Origin of the sequence: Taibaiella soli, assembly GCF_003236175.1 — a bacterium.
Classification (GTDB): Bacteria; Bacteroidota; Bacteroidia; order Chitinophagales; family Chitinophagaceae; genus QKTW01.
Map to the genome: position 1 here is coordinate 131,963 of NZ_QKTW01000016.1, position 20,006 is coordinate 151,968.

The window sequence follows — 20,006 nt, forward strand, 5'->3', positions numbered from 1 at the left end:
CTTTTTATTTGTTGACACCAGGAATTGCGCCAGCGTTATAATACGCAGCTCCCAATACAGCTTTGTTATAGTTCAATAATGTTTGCAAATAATCCGCTTTAATGCCTGAAGCAGTTTCAATAGATTGCAGATAGGTGGTATAATCTACCTCGCCAGCCATATAGGTTTTCTGTCCCTGAATCAGCAATTTTTCTGCTTCGGGCAACGCAGATCTGGAGTAATAATCCAGCATCGTTTTTTGTCGTTCCAGTTCTTCGAATGCAATCTTTCGATTTTGCTGCAATTCGGTCATAGCTTGTCCCTCAGCCGATTTCGCTGATTCGTAACCCCATCTGGCGGATTTGATCCTTGCAGATTGCGCGCCGAAAATTAAAGGCACATTTACGCCGACCTGCACTCCTTGAAAACGATTACCTGCGGTTGCGAGATCTCCGTTACTACTCATCGGATTGCCAATCAATGATTGATTAAAATAGCCAACAGAAAAATCAGGCATCATTTTCTGCTGCTCCAAATTCATCTGACGTTTGGCTATTTGCATTTTTGCTGCATTAAGCATTGCGAATGGATGTGAAGAATTGGAAAATGTATCGATTTCGTTTAGCGCCACAAGACTGTCCTCTACTGGCATTACCAAAGCTTCTGTCTGTAACAGCATTTGCAATCTCAATATTGATTGGCGCAGCATTGCTTCGTATCCAGATTGACGCGCTTTCATCATTTCATACTTCGACTGTGCCAATGTTTGTTCTATAGGTGGCGCCTCGCCAACTTTCACCCGTTTTGTTGCGGCCTTCAGCATATTGATGTAAATGCTGTCCTGCCGGATATACCACCGATGTAGCGACTGAAGATAAACCAGCTCCTGGTAAGCATTTGCCACCGCGAAAGAAAGATCGTATTTAGTTAATTGCAAACGCGCATTTGCGCTGTGTGTTTCTGATTCATACAATTTTTTTTGCGCGACCATTTGCGTTGGGAAGGGAATATTTTGTGTCACTGAAAAGTGATTGTCACCTTTTTCAAAACTGTTGTATTGCCCAAACATCCCTGCGACATTTGTCTTTCCAGGATCCCATGCAGAAGACTGCAAGGCAGTGCTCGCTTTTACTTCATATTGATTCGTTGCAATCTGTTTATTGTTTTTTAATGCAGTATCAATGCAATTCGACAGCGTCCATTTTTGAAAAGTTTGCGCCTTCGATGTATTAGAGATTCCAAATAAAACAAACAATAAAACCACAAAAGCACCACCAGTTTTAGGTTTGATGCGATGTTCTGCAACCGTATACAAAATCGGAAGTAAGAAAAGAGTAAGCAATGTAGAAGTAATCAATCCACCGATTACAACCGTTGCCAAAGGTTTTTGCACCTCCGCACCAGCAGTGTTGGAAAGCGCCATAGGCAAGAAACCAAGTGAGGCTACGCTCGCCGTCATCAACACTGGACGAATGCGTGATTTAGCACCGGTTAGTACACGTTCTGCGACATCGGTCATTTGCAATTTTTTAAGTCGGTTGAATTCTGAGATAAGCACAATGCCATTAAGAACTGCAACACCGAATAATGCGATGAAGCCAATTCCGGCAGATATGCTAAACGGCATACCACGGAGCAACAACGCAAAAACGCCGCCCACAGCCGCAAACGGAATAGCAGAGAAAATAAGCAATGCTTCTTTGACCGAAGCAAATGCAGCGTACAACAACAATAAAATAAGCAGCAACGCAACCGGCACTGCAATAGACAATCGTGATTTGGCCTCGATCAGATTCTGGAACTGGCCGCCATATTTCACATTATAACCCGCTGGTAGTTTGATTTCCGCACTCATCTTTTTTTCCAATTCTTCCACAATACTTTCAACGTCCCTTCCCCGAACATTAAAACCTACAACGATTCTGCGACGTGCATTCTCCCGTTGTATCTGATTTGGTCCGAGTTCGGTTTTTACCTCGGCTAATTGATTGATCGGAATCTGTAGTCCTGCTGCATTTGCGACATAAAGGTTTTGTACGTCTTCGATTGAATGCCGTCCCGATGTATCCAGGCGCACCACCATATCATAGCGCTCTTCGCCCTCATATACGGTGCCGGCACGACTTCCTGCAAAACCCGCTTCCAGCGTTTTATTTACATCTGCAATGCTCAGACCATAACGGGCAATTGCATCTCGATTGTAACGGACCACAATTTGTGGTAACCCTGTCACTTGTTCGATATACACATCTTTAGCCCCTTTGATACCGGACACAACGCGACCAGTTTGGTCTGCAAGTGCTTTGAGCCTTTCAAGATCATCGCCAAAAATCTTCACAACGACATCTTGTCTGGCCCCTGCAATTAGTTCATTAAATCGCATCTGTATCGGCTGCTGAAATCCAAAGCTGGCTTGTGGTAATACTTTCAGGGCATCAGACATTTTACCAGCCAGCTCCTGCCAGTTCTTAGCACTCGTCCATTCTTTTTTCTCTTTGAGTACAATGATGAGATCGCAAGCTTCAAAAGGCATCGGATCTGTTGGAATTTCGCTCGTGCCAATTTTACCCACCACTTTCTTTACTTCCGGAAATTCTTTCTTCAGTATTTCGGCGGCTTTCTGCGCGGTTTCTATGGTCTGTGAAAGCGAAGTCCCCGTTACCAAACGGGTCTCCACCGCAAAATCGCCTTCTTCTAACGTGGGCAAAAATTCACCGCCCATATTCATAAAAATGATGACGACGGTTACCAATGCAGCGATTGCGAAACCAATGATCGGAACCTTTAGATCTAAAGCCTTCTGCAACGCTTTACCGTACCAGGCTTCTATTTGCTCCATCATCTTATCAGCAAAAGATTTTTTATTCTTCACCTTCGGAGAAAGCACCCAGGCGCTCATCATCGGCACATATGTCACGGAGAAAATCAGTGCGCCCACAATCGCAAAACTCACCGTTTCCGCCATCGGACGAAACATTTTCCCTTCAATACCAGACAATGAAAGGATCGGCAGATAAACAATGAGAATGATGATCTGCCCGAAAATCGCAGCACTCACCATTCTGGAAGAAGCAGTAAAAACAGTGCCCCGCATTTCGTCCTTTTGCAAGGTAATAGAGTCACCACCCGCTTGTTTCAATTTATCATGCAATAAATGCATGACAGCTTCTACAATAATTACGGCTCCATCTACAATCAGCCCAAAGTCAATAGCACCGAGGCTCATCAGATTTCCGGAAACACCAAATACCTGCATCATACCAAGCGCAAAAAGCATAGACAATGGAATGACAGAAGACACAAGCAAGCCAGCACGCAGGTTTCCAAGAAAAATGACCAGCACAAAAATCACAATGAGCGCACCTTCAATCAGATTCTTTTCAACGGTATGAATCGCGCGATTTACCAGTTGTGTTCTATCGAGATAAGGCTCAATAACTATACCCTGTGGCAGCGTTTTCTGTATCTCTGCCATCTTCGCCTTTACGCGTGTGATGACTTCATTTGAATTCGCACCTTTCAGCATCATTACAATGCCACCAACCGTTTCGCCTTTATTATTAAAGGTCATCGCACCATAACGCACTGCGTGCCCCTCCTGCACTTTACCAATATCCCGCACATAAACAGGAATGCCATTTTCATTGCGCACCACAATGTTTTCGATGTCGGGGATACTCCCTACCAACCCTTCACTCCTGATAAAATAAGCACCGGACCCTTTTTCAATATAAGCGCCGCCGGTATTTTGATTATTGCGTTCGAGTGCGGTAAAAACATCGCCCATACTCAGTTTCATGCTATTGAGCTTATCTGTGGAAACGGCGATTTCGTATTCTTTCAGATACCCTCCAAAATTGCTTACATCGGCAATGCCCGGTGTTCCTAGTAACTGACGGCGAATGATCCAATCCTGGATTGTACGCAAACGGGAAAGGCTGTATTCTCCTTCAAATCCCTTTTTTAGGCGTAAGGTGTATTGATAAATTTCACCCAAACCAGTAGTAACCGGGGCCATTTCAGGATTACCCAAATCGCCTGGGATACTGGATTTTGCCTGCTGCAGACGCTCATTGATCTGCTGCCGCGCCCAGTAAATATCTACATTATCCTTGAGTACAATGGTCACAACCGACAAGCCAAAACGGCTCATCGAGCGCACTTCTACAATGCCGGGAATGGTCGCCATCGTCTGCTCCACCGGAAAGGTTATAAAACGCTCTACTTCCTGTGCAGCCAACGAAGGGCTGGTGGTAATGATCTGGACCTGATTATTGGTGATATCCGGTACAGCATCTATTGGGATGGTGGTAATGGCATAAGCCCCCCATATAATAACAGCCAGCGTGCCCAATAAAACGGCCAGCCTGTTTTTGATGGAAAATTGAATGACAGAAGCTAACATGATGGAGCTTTTGCCTATGACAACGCGCATGCAGCCTATATCAACGGATATACGCAGTCACAAAACATCATCACAGTAAATAAACAAATAGAGATACTGCATGCAAGTCCGGCGGGGGATTGCAATGCATCAGAAAAGAAATAGACTAGCAAGCGCGCGGAGGCTGCCAGATATCGTTAAGCGTAGTAAAATGAAGAAAAGGCGTTTGATACGCGCAGTATTGCCGTTCATGATAAACTGGCGGCTTTACGGAAAATAAAATAGGTGTAGGCTGTGGCGCTACTACAACGTGAAACACAGAACAAACATCTGTCTTAAACGGCAGCTGCATATCACGGTCATAATCTTTGTCCTTGGGCTGCGGTAATATATAATGCAGATAAAGGAAAGCTACCAATGTGATATCTGGGTTTTCAGAACGGTGCTCCATAAAATGACTGGCCAGCACCGGAAGCTTGAGCAACTGATGTAGTTCTGTGTTGGCAAATGCATACACAGCAATCATTAATATCGCAAACCATTTTCTGAACATGCGCTATGCGCAAAGGTAGGGGAAAGGATTTACACGAGTTCTATTTCTGATTTTTCCATATAAGATTACCATCGCCATAGCTCAGAAAACGAAAATCATGTTGCATGGCGTAATCGTACAAACGTTTCCATTCATCGCCGATCAGCGCAGAAACGAGCAGCAGTAGTGTTGATTGTGGTTGGTGAAAATTCGTGACAAGCCCTTTGATGATCTTAGTATCGTATCCTGGCGCAATGAGAATTTGCGTGCGTGTCATGATGCGATCTTTTTCATTTTCCTGCATCCAGCGAATTATTGCATTCAGGCATTCATCAGCGCTGTAGTTAATGTTCATTTCGTAAGGATCCCATTGGGAAATGGCAATGCCCTCGAAATCAATTTCGATTCCGGAAAGCAGTTTTGCACCAATCCAATACAGACTTTCCAATGTACGCATGGATGTGGTACCAACAGCTACAATACCTTTATCTAAATGCGCGAGCAATTTCTCAATGCAATGACGATCTACGTCGATCCATTCTGCATGCATTTCATGGCCCGCCATAGTTTCGCTTTTCACAGGCTTGAATGTGCCCGCACCAACATGCAAAGTCACAAAAGCGGTATCAATTTTCTTTGCAGCAAGATCATTCATCACGGCATCGGTAAAATGCAAACCCGCTGTTGGAGCGGCAACGCTGCCTTCATTTTTTGCATAGATGGTTTGGTATCGGGAATCGTCGCTTAGTTCTGCTTCGCGATGCAAATACGGTGGCAACGGCACTTTACCTGCATAATGTAATACCTCCGCAAACGTCAGATCTTTATCGTCCCAGAAAAGCTCTAATGTAAAGTAACCAGGTTGTCGATCCGTAATACTGGCAGATAAAATAAAGTCCGGGTGCTCATGTTTAATCGACAATACCATTCCATGTTTCCATTTGCTGGCGCCACCAATCATGCAATGCCAATACACTTTTCCTTTCTGCAGCATGGCATTTTGTATACCGTGGTATTGCGCATCAGGCTCCAGACAAAAAACCTCAATCACGCCACCAGTCTCTTTCTGAAACAACAACCGGGCATGCACTACTTTCGTCTGGTTAAAGACAAGCAAGGTTTCCTCTGGAATATGCATCGCAATGTTCCGGTAAGTATCTTCTGTGACACCGCCGTTTTCATACACCAAAAGCTTAGACGCATCACGCTGCGCTAACGGATATTTGGCGATACGATCATTTGGCAGATCGTAAGTAAAAGATTCTATACGGATATCCTGTGGGTGCATTTCTATTTTTAGATTTTAATTTTTGTGCTTGGCGGTTTCAAATTTCTTAATTTTTCCTTTGCTTCGCAAAATTTTACAACACATCAGAAATGCCTGGTAGCGCGAAACCTGTGCGAATATGGATTTGTGTCCGGACCTGATTAAAAAAAAAGGCGTCAATAGAATTAAATTTCAACGTACTTTCCGTCTTCCCCCCGCTACATTATAAACAGTTTTTTGTTGTCTGTTCAACGTTAAGTCTTGACAAGCCACTGTGCCCAGTGACTTTGTGGACCTATCTGACTGTCGAGCATTAAAAAACACCGGCCATAAACAGCTTATTGATGAAAATAAATTTTAATAGCCACCTGTCTAAAAACATGGTGTTGAGTATTTCTTTTCTGTTGTGCGCTACTGGCGTCCTTGCGCAGCCAACCAATTCCCCGCCAGATTCAAAAACGGACATATTTACCTATTTCATGCCTGGAGCTGCTACTATGCCCTATGGCTCTGATCTGGCGAGTAAAGGAATCATTCATATCAACAGTGGTTCCCGCACTATTGGTTTTAGTGGCACCTCGTTCCTGATTCGTACGTTTCTGGAAGACACACCCGATAGCGATAAAGTTTGTATGTGCCTAACCGGCCATCAGATAGCCAAAGCGATTATTCCACAAACCCCCGTCGTAGGTAGTCTGATTCCATTTAACTCAGCAATCTATATGGATTACTTAGGTGATGAGCAGGTTGCCGCATCTGGACAAAAACTGAATAGGGTGACACGTTTCTCCAAAGGCTACTTGAGTACTGCCAAACTACTAGCATATACCAATAGTGACGCAGATTCTACCGTAGGAGAAGATATTGCATTGGTACTTATGAATAAAAATGAACTTCCTTCATTGTCATTTGCCGAGCTGGGTTATGACTTTGATAACGTTAATATTTGGAGAAATAATGGCTTTTATGATGTCGGGCATCCCTGGTGTTATCCGCAACGTATCAGTGACAATATTCAGGTTACAAAAATTTATACAACAACAGTGAATATGAATGTAGCGCTGCCTTATGCGCTGGCCCCAGGCAGCTCAGGATCGCCTGTTCTGGTGAAACCAGGTGCAGCCGGAGATCCTATTGTAGCTACAGGTGTGGCATGTGCCCTTTTTCTTCCAAAAGATTCGTTTGTAGACCTGTCTGGTAAAAACCGCGAATATGGCTTGAGTTTTCAGGTAACCAAAATAAATTTCATAGAGCAAGCTATTCGCAAACATTGCTGGAATAAACATGACAGTACAGATATCGCTACAAGTGGCAGCTATAAGCGGTCTGTTTCTATTGGCAATACCGATGCAGGAAATGCGTTCAACCAGAACTGGACGCTGAGCACTACTGCCGCCCTAACAAGCGCCGCAACATCTTTATTTTCCACAGATCCCACGCAGAGTATGAAAATCACACGACTGAATGCCAACATTTGTAATATCACAGGATTCAGTCTTCCATCTGCTTATCCCGGATCAAATACACCGTGGCATGCAATTATCGCCGCTAAGGAAATTAACGTGTCATCAGGTTTCAATTACGATGCATCCGGCACCTCAGAACTTGACCTGGCCACCGTAGTCATTGGAGCGACACCAGCTAGTACGTCCAGACAATTAGACAACAATATGACCAACGGCATAGCGCAAGAAAGTAACAACACCCTGTTTAAAGTATACCCCAATCCCAGCGCTGAAGGCATATTTCATATTTTGACCCCTACCAGCGGATATTATAGAATTATGGTTTCGAGCCTAGACGGAAAGGCTATATATCAATCAAACTGTACGGCCAACCCATGGGAATTTCAGTTATCGTCTGCACCACGCGGCATTTATTTGCTCACTATTTATACCCTACCTGACAACGAGCTTGTATATCAAAACAGAATAGTTTATTAAAGTCATCCTCACAGTGCTTACAACGGCACGGTGTAGGATATTACTTTGTGTCTTGCAAGAAACGTGAGCAACTTTCCATTGACATGCTATCGTATCTCCGGAATATTGATCCCGGTCATCTTTCTATACAAGTCAATGGCGTAAAGATCTGTCATACCGGATATAAAATCTACCACCGACTGGATGTTATGATACAACGAGCCATCTTTTAATTTAATCGGGAACTGCGCCGGAATCAATCGAAGGATTTTCACCGAACGGGGATTGTCGTTGTCCAATACTGCATGTATAAATTCTTTCAGCAAACCACCAATTACATTATAACCGGCAATTTCAATTTCCACCACCGATTTATAATTATAAATGTATTTCACAGAAAAACGGTTGATCTCCGCAATCAGCTCCTGATCACGTTCATCGAGGCATTTCATCAGGTCGGATTCCAGTGTGCCGGCCAAAAGTTCTTCTTCTTTTTCCAGAAACACTTTTGCAAGCTTCCCAACCATCAGCCCAATCCACATTGCGCGGATATATTGTACCTTCTGATTATCGTCATTGATCTGCTTCAGTTTTTCCTGAATCTTGTCCACGTGTTTGTAACCGTCTTCTCTTTCGAAGAAAGGAAGAAACAATTTTAAAAATGTTTCGATGCTGATGATATGCAAACGATGTGCATCTTCCAGGTCAATCACACGATAACAGATATCGTCGGCTGCTTCGGTGAGATACACAAACGGATGGCGTGCGTAAACATGTTCAAAACCCGCTTTCTTCGGAATTTCGAACTGATCTACGATTTGTAGATAAGTTTCAATCTCACTATCGAAGAAACCTGATTTTTTAGTGGCGATCAATCCCGTTTTCTTAAACCCTTCGGCGGAGCTGGACGGATATTTCACAATCGCAGCCAACGTTGTCAAAGTCAGTTTACTGGATGGTTCCAGTTCGTTGTACTTATGTGTCAGCAGTCGAACTGCGTTGGAGTTACCTTCAAAAAGTTCAAAATCTTTCCGTTGGTTTTCGGTCAGTTCGCGATGAATGACTTCTTTCGCTTCACCAGTCAGCGTAGTAAAGAAATTACGGATCGCATCCTCGCCGGAGTGCCCAAACGGCGGGTTTCCGATATCATGCGCCAGACAAGCTGCTGCGATCACCGACTGTAACTCGTGTCGGTAAAAATCAGTAAACGCCTCGCCTTCGTTCGGATATTTTAAAGTGAGCTCTTCGCCAACGGCTTTACCTAGAGAGCGGCCTACAGATGCCACTTCAAGACTATGAGTAAGCCGGTTGTGTACAAATACCGCGCCCGGCAAAGGGAATACCTGCGTTTTATTTTGCAGTCTGCGAAAAGCAGAGGAGAATATTATACGGTCATAGTCGCGCAAGAACGAAGTACGAACCTGATCAGGATTAGTATTCTTCTTGACAGGATCGCCGCTACGACGCGCACTATATAAACTGGACCATTTCATGGTGTAAAGATGCGGCAATACTGGGAATTTTTAGAGAAGGGGAAGGAAATGGCCACTAAAAAGTCAAACAAACAAAAAAGGAAGCATCAAGCTTCCCCATTCTTCGATGACATTAGCATCTTTTTAATTTTTCTCTTTGTCGCGGAGCTGTTTTGAATACAGTCTATGATTGCACAAAATTCGTCATCCTTCATCGTTCCATAAATTTCATAGTCGATACCTTCAATACGATATGTGTCCTCCAATATTGAAATTTCATAGTCTTCTACCTGACTCCCGTAAATATAAGTTGGCAGATCAAAAGCAAATCCATTATCACAAATTGATCTTTTTGCCGCAAAAGCATAACAATTAATACACCTTTCCTCAATATCAATACAGCCATGTCCGGAAACGAAATTAGGTGCTTGATTGGTTCGGGTAGGCAATGAGGCAATCACTGTTCTGTTATCGATCTGCCCAAGTACCAGAAAATATTTAGGCTTAGCGGTATTCCCATTTTTGAAAAAGAAATCAAAAAAGTAAATAAGCGTTTTCGGCTGGAACATGCTACCGTTTTAAATTCCTGATAAATTCTTGCGTTTCCGCGATTTCCTCGTACAACTTTCTACTTCCTTCATCGCTAAATAACAGAGAGAAGTCTATTGTATATTCCGTGCTATTCAGCTTCTTTGCCTCCAGCAGATCGTAAACGTTATTAGCCTGGGCACAAATATTCCAAAGCGAGTTAGAGTCATGCGTAATTCTGACCAACTCGTTTGCCGTTTTAGACATTGCGAAGGTGGTTACATGATCCAATACTTCGATATCATTATCGCTAAACTCGTCATCATTAAATTCCCTGACACCTACGAAAACGTCTCCCTTTTTCCCAATAAAATCTGCCAGAAGCGTTGGTTCATCATCCGACAGATCAATGTATATATCCTTTGCAACTGGCCCATGCTGCCATATCTGAAAATCAATTCCGAAAAATGGTGTCTTATTTTTTTTGATGGAGCTTTCTTCCAGCAGAAACAGGATTTTAAGAATCTTAGTCTTGCTAAGATCGCTCATATGCTGCGACAGATAGATAATTGTGTTACCAATCTTATTTATCTGGTCATCCGTAAAATCAATGGTTTTATGGGGAAGTTTCATCTCTTCTATAATTTGCATTTTCCCGCTGAATTATTCAAAGTTATCAAAAATAGCCGTCAACTATATTATCAAAACTAGTGCCAAACCTTGCAACCTATCTGCAAAAAAAATTCCGGCACTAAGCCGGAACTTCTTTTTTCTGAAACCTGGGTTTTGCTATTCTTTGTCTTCGCCTTTGGCCTGTCCCATAAAATAATCATTCGTCTGTTTGCCCCAGTATGGTTTTGTGATGTCAGTATCGGTGCGTTTGGCAAAAAGTCCGTCTGCTTTTTCGAAATACGGCAATGAAGCTTTTTTACCACCACCAAACATTTTCGGTGTGTAAAATTTGCTGATGCCACGAAGCATATAAATCCTCGGATTGTCTGGGTTCAACTCTTTTGCCTTGTCCAGATTTTCGTTGAAAATAGCACCGTATTTCTGCCAGCGCTTTTGCGGTTCTACACCAATACGTGAGTTCGCGATCATTGCGCGCATCACATAAGTTTCGTCATTGTCTTTGCCGAGTAATGAAACAGCAGTTTCAAGATAAGTCTGTGCTTCATCGAGATAGGCGTCTTTTTTAGAGCCATCCTGTTCACTGAATGTCAGTGATACTTTGCCATAAGCTGCGTAATAAGACGCAAGCCATTCCTTGTCAAATTTCTTAGCGATCAGCCCCAGCTTGTTGCTGGCTTCAATTTTTTTGTCTTGTGTCCACGTGGTATCCAGTGCTGTAAATGATTTGGACAATACATCCTGGAAATTCTGCGCGAATGTGCTGACAGCTGTTACGCAAACTGCAGCGGCGAGTAAAATCAGTTTTTTCATTGGGAGCGTTTTGTATTTATTTTTTGATTGATTGTGCGAAATTAAAGTTCATCGCGGTTAAATTCTGTCAGTGAAAAATTCACTCCCACAAAAAAGTTGCGATACAATGCCGGCTTCACCGGATAGCTTTTCGTGCCGTCGGCAGAATAGCGATAACCAAAAATATTTTCGCGGTTAGTCACGTTGTCAACACCAGCATATACGACTGTAAACCATTTTTTGACGTGTGTCAGATAATTGACGGTAAATGCAAGGTTGTGATAATCTGGTGTGCGGTCGCCCAAAAATTCCGGATTGGCCGGATTATAGTAAGGACGGCCAGTCGCGAAGCTATACGTCATATTGATCTGCGTCTGGATTTTCTCGATGTAGTATTTACCTACGATATTCAGATTATGATCGGATATAAATGAAGGTGTTGCTTCAGCCAGGAAATCTTTGTACAAACGACGAGTATCGATATAGGAATAAGAAATCCAGTAGTCAAGATTCTTCACAGATTTTTTATCGCGCCAGAACAGTTCAATACCTTTTGCGTAGCCATATCCTGAATTGTCTACCGGACCAGTTACGAAATTATAATACTGATTCGGATCATAAAAATTAGTATGCTCGCGGATCAATGACTTGTAATCCTTATAGTATCCTTCTATACGCAATGTTCTGTCCGATTTCATCCATTGATAATTGGCGATATAGTGAATCGCTTCCTGATAGTTCGGACGATAGCCATAGAGCAGGTACGCATTGTCTGGATTCTGATAGAAGATACCTGTTGCGATACCGATCTGACCATAGGCTCCTACTTTAACAGCCGCCGACAATCTGGGCGCAATGGCACTTTTGTGCAATAACTCGCTATGTTCAATACGCACACCCGGGCGGATAGCCACGCGATACCAAGGCTGCCATTCCGCCTCCACATACCCCGCCATACTCGTTTCTGTAAAACTTGGCTTCAACGTAAATTCAGCAGAATCGAGCGTACGATGATAGCTATAATGTTGCAGTTCTACACCTGCAAGAACATTAAATCTTGTTGTGAAAAACCGTTTGCCTTCCAGTCTGAATTGCGCACGATCATCAGTGTTTTTGATTTTGTAACCAGGAATATAATCCGGTGCATAATTAATATCATCCTGATTATAGCTGTATGAAGCCGCAGTATAAAGACTCCATTTATTTTTAAACATCTGACGATAGGAAATGCCGCTGTAATAGGTTTGGCTTTTGATACCAAAATTTAAATTCTGTCCTGCAGAATCCGGGTCATCTACAATACTTCTACTGTTGAAAATGGTGCTATTGAACATCACTTTCAGTAATCCGTCTTTATTGGGCTTCCAGGCATATTTTGCAGATGCACCGCCACCTTCCGGTACCTTATCATACTTTACATTGGTATTTGCCAATCCATAAAATGGTGCAAGGTTATTGTAAGAAACCGCTACGTCACCGCCGCTATTTTTCCACAACTTGCTGCCCGAAGCATACACACCAGCCATATTAAGACCAAGATTGACTGTAGTACGATCCGGAAGATCCAATGTATTTAATTCCAGCACTGAGGAGAGCGCTTGTCCGTAACGGGCACTGTAACCGCCGCTGCTAAAGGATACACCTTTGAACTGAAACGGGGAAAAACGGCTACGGGTAGCCACACCGGGTGCACTGTTGAAAAAGGCATTTTGCACCACCATTTCATCAATGAGAATACTGGCTTCACTTGCGTCACCACCACGTACGAACAAACCGGTTTGTGTTCCCTGCTGTTGTGTACCAGGTAAAGTTTGTATCGCTTTCACCACATCAGCATTAGCACCGGCTGTAGTGATAATATCCATTGTGCTGAGTACAGTCTTTCCTTTATCGTTGGATGCGTCAAATGAGCCGGCGGTAATCACCACCTCTTCCAGTTTCTGCATCTTTTTCATTTTCAGCTGAATGTCCTTTACATCACCAGTGATTACCAATGGCATTCCCGCTGCTTCATGGCTGGCTTCTGTAGCAACTAATGTTTGATTTCCTTTTTCATCTGTAGTAAAATGAAAATTACCTGCACTATCTGTAGTGGCACCATCAATCGTATTTTCGAGTGACACACTGGCGCCCTTTACAGGCTTTCCACCATAATCTATTACCTTCCCGCTGATCGTCGACTGCGCCCAGGACGTGGTTCCCAGAAGCAGAAGAGGAAGTGCAAGCAATCTGAATTTAAAGTTTCGTGTAAATTTTTTGTTCATCCGCTAGTTAATTTGTCAAGTGTTCGGGGTCATTTGGTGCCACAAAACTACAATCCTTCTGTTGTGTTGGTATTAGTTTTCGGCTAAAATATCAGGGGTGTCGGTAAACGGCGGTCGCGGGTCGGTAAAAGATGAAAAAAGCCCCCACAATTGCTGTGGAGGCCTGTCGTTTATATGAAACGCCCCTGTGAAAGCGTGTACTTACATTAATTATGCGGTCTGCGAAGCGTAACGAACGGATCCTTTGTCGGATTCAAGCTGCCAGAGTGTTGCCATCATATCCCGTTTTACGATGGCACTGGATGCAATAGCTATACTGGCTTTCAGAAAGCTCCTGATATCTGTAAAGCGGATCATTTCTCGAATTGCTCTCTTTCTGTCGATATATTTTTGGTTGCGGATTTTCATAACGGATGGTTTTGCTAAAAGATTTAAAACATCGTGCCAAGGGGATGACGGTGAATGGTGAGTGGTGAGTGGTCAAAGGTGAAACGTCAAACGTCAATGGTGAGTGGTGAGTTGTGAATCCCGTATGGCCCGATATCGCTGAACGGAGTTGAAGGGTGTGATATCGCGGGCTTCGACTCCGCTCAGCCTGACAAAAGACAAATCAGCGATCGAAAAATTATGTTTTCCGCAATTTTGTCATTATTTTTTAGCCCTAAAACTATTTTCAAACCATACGGCATATGAAAAAAACAATCGCCTTTCTTTGCCTGGCGGCTGTGATCCTTGTCAGCTTTAGTTCTTGTGCGAACAGACATATGGACGAAGGTCACCGACACAACTACTGGAAAAACAGGAAAGACAATCAAAACACGCGGTATCGCTATGCATACCCGGACCATGACCCAGATCATCCTCGCTATTATCACTAATCGGAGATACAAAAATGTCCTCTTAACAGAATCGTTTAAGAGGACATTTTTCCTTTATAGTTAGAGGTTTACTAAGGGGCTGACGCGTTTACAACGGGAGCCAGGCTGGTGTAATGCGCCTGAAACCGTGCAGCGATAAATTTCGCGGTGGCACTGTCACCGGCTTCCGCTGCGGTACTAGCGAGCATATTCATCAAACCAAGATCATTACGCAAATCACGGGTAGTTGACTCCTGCTGTTTTTCACTCAGGGTCTTGGTCCAGGCGATATCGGCTTCTGCATTTCGGGTAATTTTCATCGCCAGCTCTTTTCCTTTATCCTGCGCCCCCGCACGATAGTATGCCTGCGCAATGTAAAAAGCAGTCACATCGTAATAATAAGACGACTCAGTCACCGATGTCATTATTTTATCAAGCAGCTTGACTGCCTCTTCTTTTCGGCCCACTGCTGTTAATTCATCTGCTGTTCTCGCTGCATTAAAACGATAAGACATCAGCATCACGCGGTTCTTTTCATCGAAATAAACGTCATTTTGTTCTGCTCCACCCCAGATATATTTTTTAGTGAAAAGGTCTGATGTTTTGTCTTTATCGATCATTATTTCTCCCGGTGCAATATTTTTTGTGGTGAATGGCAATAAATGATACACCACTCCCTCCATTCGCAGATTGTTCGCAAGGCCCATCGGATTATCATTACCCGGATAACTGCCGTTAAAATAGATCGGACGTTTCCAGCCATCTCTGGCGTTTGCAGCAATGATATTGAGCACTGCTAAATCGTTTTTATATGCAGCATCTTTCTGAAACTCAAACTTCATTTCATTATTAATAGTGGCTGAATCCGCTGGCGAAATCCATTTCCGATCCACCAATTGCTGTACTGGCAACCCTTGTACAAAAAACTTTTTTGAAGGAAGATAATTTTCCATACTGCCGGAATTCGTCGCCAGTTTATTTTGCTGATCGTTGCTGATTACAAATTTGCAGATCTCTTCCAGATTGAAATATTTGTCCTGCGGTATCTGAGGATTGCTGAAATAGCCTACATAATTATGATTGCCGCCGATGTAATCTTCTTTTTTCCAGATCATAGGTACAGCATCCGCATCATTCACCCGATAATTGAGCTGGTCTACATACCAGTCTGTTCCTAATAACTCAATGATTAATACACGTACATCACGGCGGATACCTTCAACCTCCTGCAAATACCAAAGCGGGAAAGTATCATTGTCTCCAGAGGTAAACAAAATGGCATTAGGCGCGCATGACATAAGTGTATTATACGCGGTAGCACGTGCGAGCGACTTCCCGGACCGATCGTGATCATCCCATTCCTCTTTCGCCATAAGTGCTGGTACGGCGAGCAAACAGAGCAACAACGTCAGATATACCGCCTTGGGTGTTTTGGTTAAACGCTGTATCCATTGCTGCACCAGCAATACGCCAAGTCCAATCCAGATAGCGAATGCGTAGGTACTTCCTGCAAATGCATAATCTCTTTCACGCGGTTGCAAAGCGGCCATGTTGAGATAAATCGCGATAGCTATGCCCGTAAAGAAAAACAGTATAAGTACAACCATTGCATCTTTCCGGTGATGATTAAACTGATAGATCATTCCCAGAATACCCAGTATTAAAGGAAGAAAATAAAGTTGATTGCGTGCTTTATTATCGTTGAATCCGGAACTCATTGCATTCATATCTCCGACACGCATTTTATCTAAAGGTTGGATACCCGAGATCCAATTACCATTCTTCACTTCGCCCTGTCCTTCGAAATCATTTTGCCTGCCTGCGTAATTCCACATAAAATAACGCCACCACATCCAGTTGATCTGGTATCCCATAAAAAAAGAAAGATTGTCGGCAGAAGTTGGAATATCGTCCTTATCAAGACCCAGATAGGATTGATAATACTGCACATGCGTCGGGTCTGAATTATCCCAGATACGCGGGAAAAAGCGCATTCTGCTTTCATCATATTTATAGTTGAATTTATGGTCTGTGACTTCGTAATAATCCTTTCCATCTTTCTTCACCTGACTGTAGCTGTTTCCTTTCTGATTGATTCCTGTAACAGGCGTATTATAATCTGGTCCGTATAAAAGTGGCTGTTGTAAAAATTGCTCCCGTTTCAGATAAGAAACCAAACTCATCACGTTATCGGGATTGGTCATGTCCACGCCAACATTAGCGCGGGAACGGATCATAGGAATCAGATAACTGGAAAAACCCAGGATGATAAACAACAAGCTAATGGTCCCAATATGCAGCCAGTAATTGTTTTTCTTTTTTGCGTAAAAAAGCAAACCGACCAATCCTGCCAAAAGTAATACAGCAAAGAATAATGCTCCTGAATCAAATGGCATTCCGAAACTGTTGACGAACAACAGATCAAATTGCGCAGCCATCATCGGCAAATATTGAATTACACCAAACTGCACCGCAGCAAGCATTACACAGCCTACAACAAACGCGATAACTATTCCCATTTTTGTCGCTTTGTATCTGCGGAAGTAAAAAATCACTGCCAAAGCCGGAATCGCCAATAAATTAAGCAAGTGAATACCTATAGAAATACCGATCAGATAGGCGATCAATACCAGCCACCGGTCCGCGTATTTACTATCTGCAGTATCTTCCCATTTAAGCATCGCCCAAAACACTAATGCCGTAAAACAAGAAGAGGTGGCGTAAACTTCGGCCTCCACCGCAGAGAACCAAAAGGTGTCAGAAAAAGTATACGCTAATGCCCCAACTACTCCGCTGCCCATAATCAGCCACAGCTGCTGTTTTGAAATAGTGTCACCGTTTTTTATTAAAAGCTTTCGGGCAAAATGTGTAATAGACCAGAATAAGAACAGGATTGTAAAGCCACTGGCAATAGCGGATTCTGAGTTAATAACCGCCGCCATTGAAGTCTTACTACCACCTGAGAAAATGGCAAACAATCGCTGGATAGTCATAAAGAAAGGTGCACCAGGCGAGTGACCAACCTCCAGCTTGCTGGCACAGGCGAGGAATTCACCACAATCCCAAAAGCTCGCCGTACGCTCCATCGTCAGCAGATAAACCATTGTGGCAAAGGCAAATACCATCCAGCCTGTGAGATTATTTATTTTTCGGTAGTTCATATTTCTGGTTAATTTCTAAAGAAGTGAAATTACCGGAGCGCCGACCGCAGGCAGGTTAAAGCGCGGGGAATTAATGTTAAATAAGGTTAAAAGGCCATCTGTTCTGCGTCGATGATTGTAATTTGCTGTCAACCATTTTACCAAACGTGAAGAAGCTCAACCTCAAATGGATCCGAGTACTGATGACGGCCAGCTATATTTTGCTGATCGCACTTACGGGCTTATGGCTGCATAGCCAGTTGAAAACAGAGAAAGATTCACTGACGAAAGATCTCGTGAAACTGTTTACCAATGTGCAGGAACAGATCACCGATTCACTGATGGTGGTAAAGTATGTCTATCCGGCCATGAACCAGCAAGCCGTTGCGGAAGCGCAACCAGCAGAAGTACCACAGCCTGTTTCTGTGAATTTGCCGAAGCCCGAAATGCTCCGTGCTATGCGTTTTCTGATGAAGAATACGACACCGATTTCCAAAGCAGAAGAAAAGCAATTGTTCCGTATGGATACAATTGTTTTCAACGAAATATTCACGACACGCATGAAAGAAAACGGTTGGCATTTCAAATCTGACTGGATTCCTTTGAATGGAAATGAAGCAACGAAAGAAAAAAATATTTTCATACCGAGTCATTTCTTCACGAATGAAAATGGTGTGATGATTTCTAACTATGACCGCTATTTGTATCGTCGTTTGCTGCCGGAATTCGCATTTGTGTTGGTTCTACTTTCTATCACTGCAACGGCCTTCCTGGTAATGTACCGCGGCTTGAAACAACAAATGCAATTGAGTGTAATGAAGGATGATTTTGTGAGCAACATGTCGCACGAATTAAAGACTCCGATTGCAACTGTAAAAGTAGCACTGGAAGCGCTGCAACATTTCGATGTGATTGAACAACCAGAATTGAGTCGTGAATATTTAGGAATGGCCATGCATGAAATGGAACGGCTGGAACTCCTGGCAGGAAAGGCGCTACATACTTCTTTGTTAGAATCCGGAAAGATGGTTCTGCATCCGGAACTTCATGATCTGGAAAAACTAGTAACACAAGTAGTGCATGCTTATCAGCTGAAACTACAACAATATGGCGCCACTATCTCGATTCATACAATAGGTGAAAATTTCATCACAAAACTTGATCTCTTACATACCCAGGGCATACTCGTAAATCTGCTCGACAATAGCCTGAAATATGGCGTTGCACCAGTCCGTATCCGCATCATTCTCCGTGAACTGGAAAATGGTATTCAACTTTCTGTGAATGACAACGGACCTGGTATTCCGGAAGAATATCGTGCACGCGTTTTTGAAAAATTCTTTCGTGTACCAACCGGCAACCAGCACAACACAAAAGGTCATGGTCTTGGATTGAATTATGCAGCACAAGTGATGGCGCAGCAAAATGGCGGCATCCGCGTGGAGAATGCAACAGAAGGTGGCTGTACTTTTACCCTTACATTTTAACTAGTATTAGTGAAGAAAAAGATTTTCTATATAGAGGATGAGCCTTATCTGGGGCGTATTGTAAAGGACACTCTGGAACGGAAGGGGTATGAAGTTTTACTAAAACGTGATGGTGCGCGTATCATGGAAACGCTCACACAATTTTCGCCTGATATTTGCCTGCTGGATGTCATGCTGCCGCATGTAGATGGCTTTACTTTAGGCAATCATATTCGCAGTTTACATCCGCGCTTACCAATTATCTATCTGACTGCTAAAACTCAAACGGAAGACTTGCTGCAGGGTTTTTCTTCAGGCGGAAATGACTATATCAAAAAGCCTTTCAGCATGGATGAACTTTTTGTACGTATCGAAAATCAGCTGAGATTATCGGCGCCATTTAATGAAAATAGTGACACGCTTCCGGAAGAATTAACGTTGCATAATTTCCGTTTTTACCCAGCGCGTTATGAATTGCATTTCGGAGATAAAGTGATCCGTCTTTCGAATCGCGAATCGCAGATTTTGTCTATTCTCTGCAATCATAAAAACAAACCGGTGGACCGAAAAGTGCTGCTACACCATGTTTGGGGCGATGATTCTTTTTTTAATTCCCGCAATCTGGATGTTTATATCCGCAAGCTCCGCAGTTATTTTGAACCTGATCCATCGATTGAAATTATCACGTTGAAGGGGATTGGATATCATTTTGCGGTGGCGTAGTTGCCCGCAGCGAGTGGGCTTCCCGCAAAACACGCGGAGAGGCAAAGAAG

General features: G+C 43.2%; 14 protein-coding genes. 4 read left to right on the plus strand and 10 right to left on the minus strand.

The window, feature by feature from the left end:
* Positions 1–4: 4 nt before the first annotated feature.
* The 3 genes from DN068_RS10660 to DN068_RS10670 all read right to left on the minus strand — a co-directional run bounded on the left by DN068_RS10660 (position 5) and on the right by DN068_RS10670 (position 6,183).
* Positions 5–4,384, minus strand: coding sequence for a CusA/CzcA family heavy metal efflux RND transporter (locus tag DN068_RS10660; protein ID WP_110999067.1), 4,380 nt, complete (start codon positions 4,382–4,384; stop codon positions 5–7).
* A gap of 145 nt (positions 4,385–4,529) precedes the next feature.
* Positions 4,530–4,889 (minus strand): hypothetical protein, encoded by a 360-nt coding sequence (locus DN068_RS10665; RefSeq protein WP_123985312.1) that lies wholly within the window; start codon positions 4,887–4,889, stop codon positions 4,530–4,532.
* Positions 4,890–4,956: 67 nt separating this feature from the next.
* Positions 4,957–6,183, minus strand: a complete 1,227-nt coding sequence (locus DN068_RS10670) for an S-adenosylmethionine:tRNA ribosyltransferase-isomerase (RefSeq protein WP_110998900.1) — start codon at positions 6,181–6,183, stop codon at positions 4,957–4,959.
* Between the two features lie 323 nt (positions 6,184–6,506).
* On the opposite strand from DN068_RS10670, the gene DN068_RS10675 reads away from it, so the two are divergent.
* A complete protein-coding gene (locus tag DN068_RS10675) occupies positions 6,507–8,105 on the plus strand; it encodes a T9SS type A sorting domain-containing protein (RefSeq protein ID WP_110998901.1) in 1,599 nt (532 codons plus the stop codon).
* Between the two features lie 86 nt (positions 8,106–8,191).
* Here DN068_RS10675 and dgt read toward each other — a convergent pair whose 3' ends face one another.
* The 6 genes from dgt to DN068_RS10705 all read right to left on the minus strand — a co-directional run bounded on the left by dgt (position 8,192) and on the right by DN068_RS10705 (position 14,178).
* Positions 8,192–9,577, minus strand: coding sequence for a dGTP triphosphohydrolase (gene dgt / locus DN068_RS10680; RefSeq protein ID WP_110998902.1), 1,386 nt, complete (start codon positions 9,575–9,577; stop codon positions 8,192–8,194).
* Between the two features lie 86 nt (positions 9,578–9,663).
* Positions 9,664–10,125, minus strand: a complete 462-nt coding sequence (locus DN068_RS10685; RefSeq protein ID WP_110998903.1) for a hypothetical protein — start codon at positions 10,123–10,125, stop codon at positions 9,664–9,666.
* A gap of 1 nt (position 10,126) precedes the next feature.
* Positions 10,127–10,717 (minus strand): Panacea domain-containing protein, encoded by a 591-nt coding sequence (locus DN068_RS10690; RefSeq protein ID WP_165836357.1) that lies wholly within the window; start codon positions 10,715–10,717, stop codon positions 10,127–10,129.
* A 156-nt stretch (positions 10,718–10,873) separates the two neighbouring features.
* A complete protein-coding gene (locus DN068_RS10695; protein ID WP_110998905.1) occupies positions 10,874–11,527 on the minus strand; it encodes a hypothetical protein in 654 nt (217 codons plus the stop codon).
* Between the two features lie 41 nt (positions 11,528–11,568).
* The gene (locus DN068_RS10700) at positions 11,569–13,770 is read right to left on the minus strand and encodes a TonB-dependent receptor (protein ID WP_110998906.1); all 2,202 of its coding nucleotides are present in this window, start codon (positions 13,768–13,770) and stop codon (positions 11,569–11,571) included.
* Positions 13,771–13,980: 210 nt separating this feature from the next.
* Complete coding sequence (locus tag DN068_RS10705; RefSeq protein WP_110998907.1) at positions 13,981–14,178, minus strand: hypothetical protein; 198 nt, start codon at positions 14,176–14,178, stop codon at positions 13,981–13,983.
* Between the two features lie 281 nt (positions 14,179–14,459).
* Here DN068_RS10705 and DN068_RS21965 point away from each other — a divergent pair, with 281 nt between their 5' ends.
* On the plus strand, positions 14,460–14,648 hold the full coding sequence (locus tag DN068_RS21965; RefSeq protein ID WP_123985313.1) for a hypothetical protein: 189 nt from the start codon (positions 14,460–14,462) through the stop codon (positions 14,646–14,648).
* A gap of 71 nt (positions 14,649–14,719) precedes the next feature.
* Here the strand turns inward: DN068_RS21965 and DN068_RS10715 are convergent, their stop codons facing one another.
* Complete coding sequence (locus tag DN068_RS10715; RefSeq protein WP_110998909.1) at positions 14,720–17,788, minus strand: glycosyltransferase family 117 protein; 3,069 nt, start codon at positions 17,786–17,788, stop codon at positions 14,720–14,722.
* A 146-nt stretch (positions 17,789–17,934) separates the two neighbouring features.
* On the opposite strand from DN068_RS10715, the gene DN068_RS10720 reads away from it, so the two are divergent.
* On the plus strand, positions 17,935–19,254 hold the full coding sequence (locus tag DN068_RS10720; protein WP_110998910.1) for a sensor histidine kinase: 1,320 nt from the start codon (positions 17,935–17,937) through the stop codon (positions 19,252–19,254).
* Positions 19,255–19,263: 9 nt separating this feature from the next.
* Positions 19,264–19,956 carry a response regulator transcription factor gene (locus tag DN068_RS10725; RefSeq protein WP_110998911.1) on the plus strand — a complete coding sequence of 231 codons (693 nt, stop codon included), beginning with the start codon at positions 19,264–19,266 and terminating at the stop codon, positions 19,954–19,956.
* Positions 19,957–20,006: the final 50 nt, after the last annotated feature.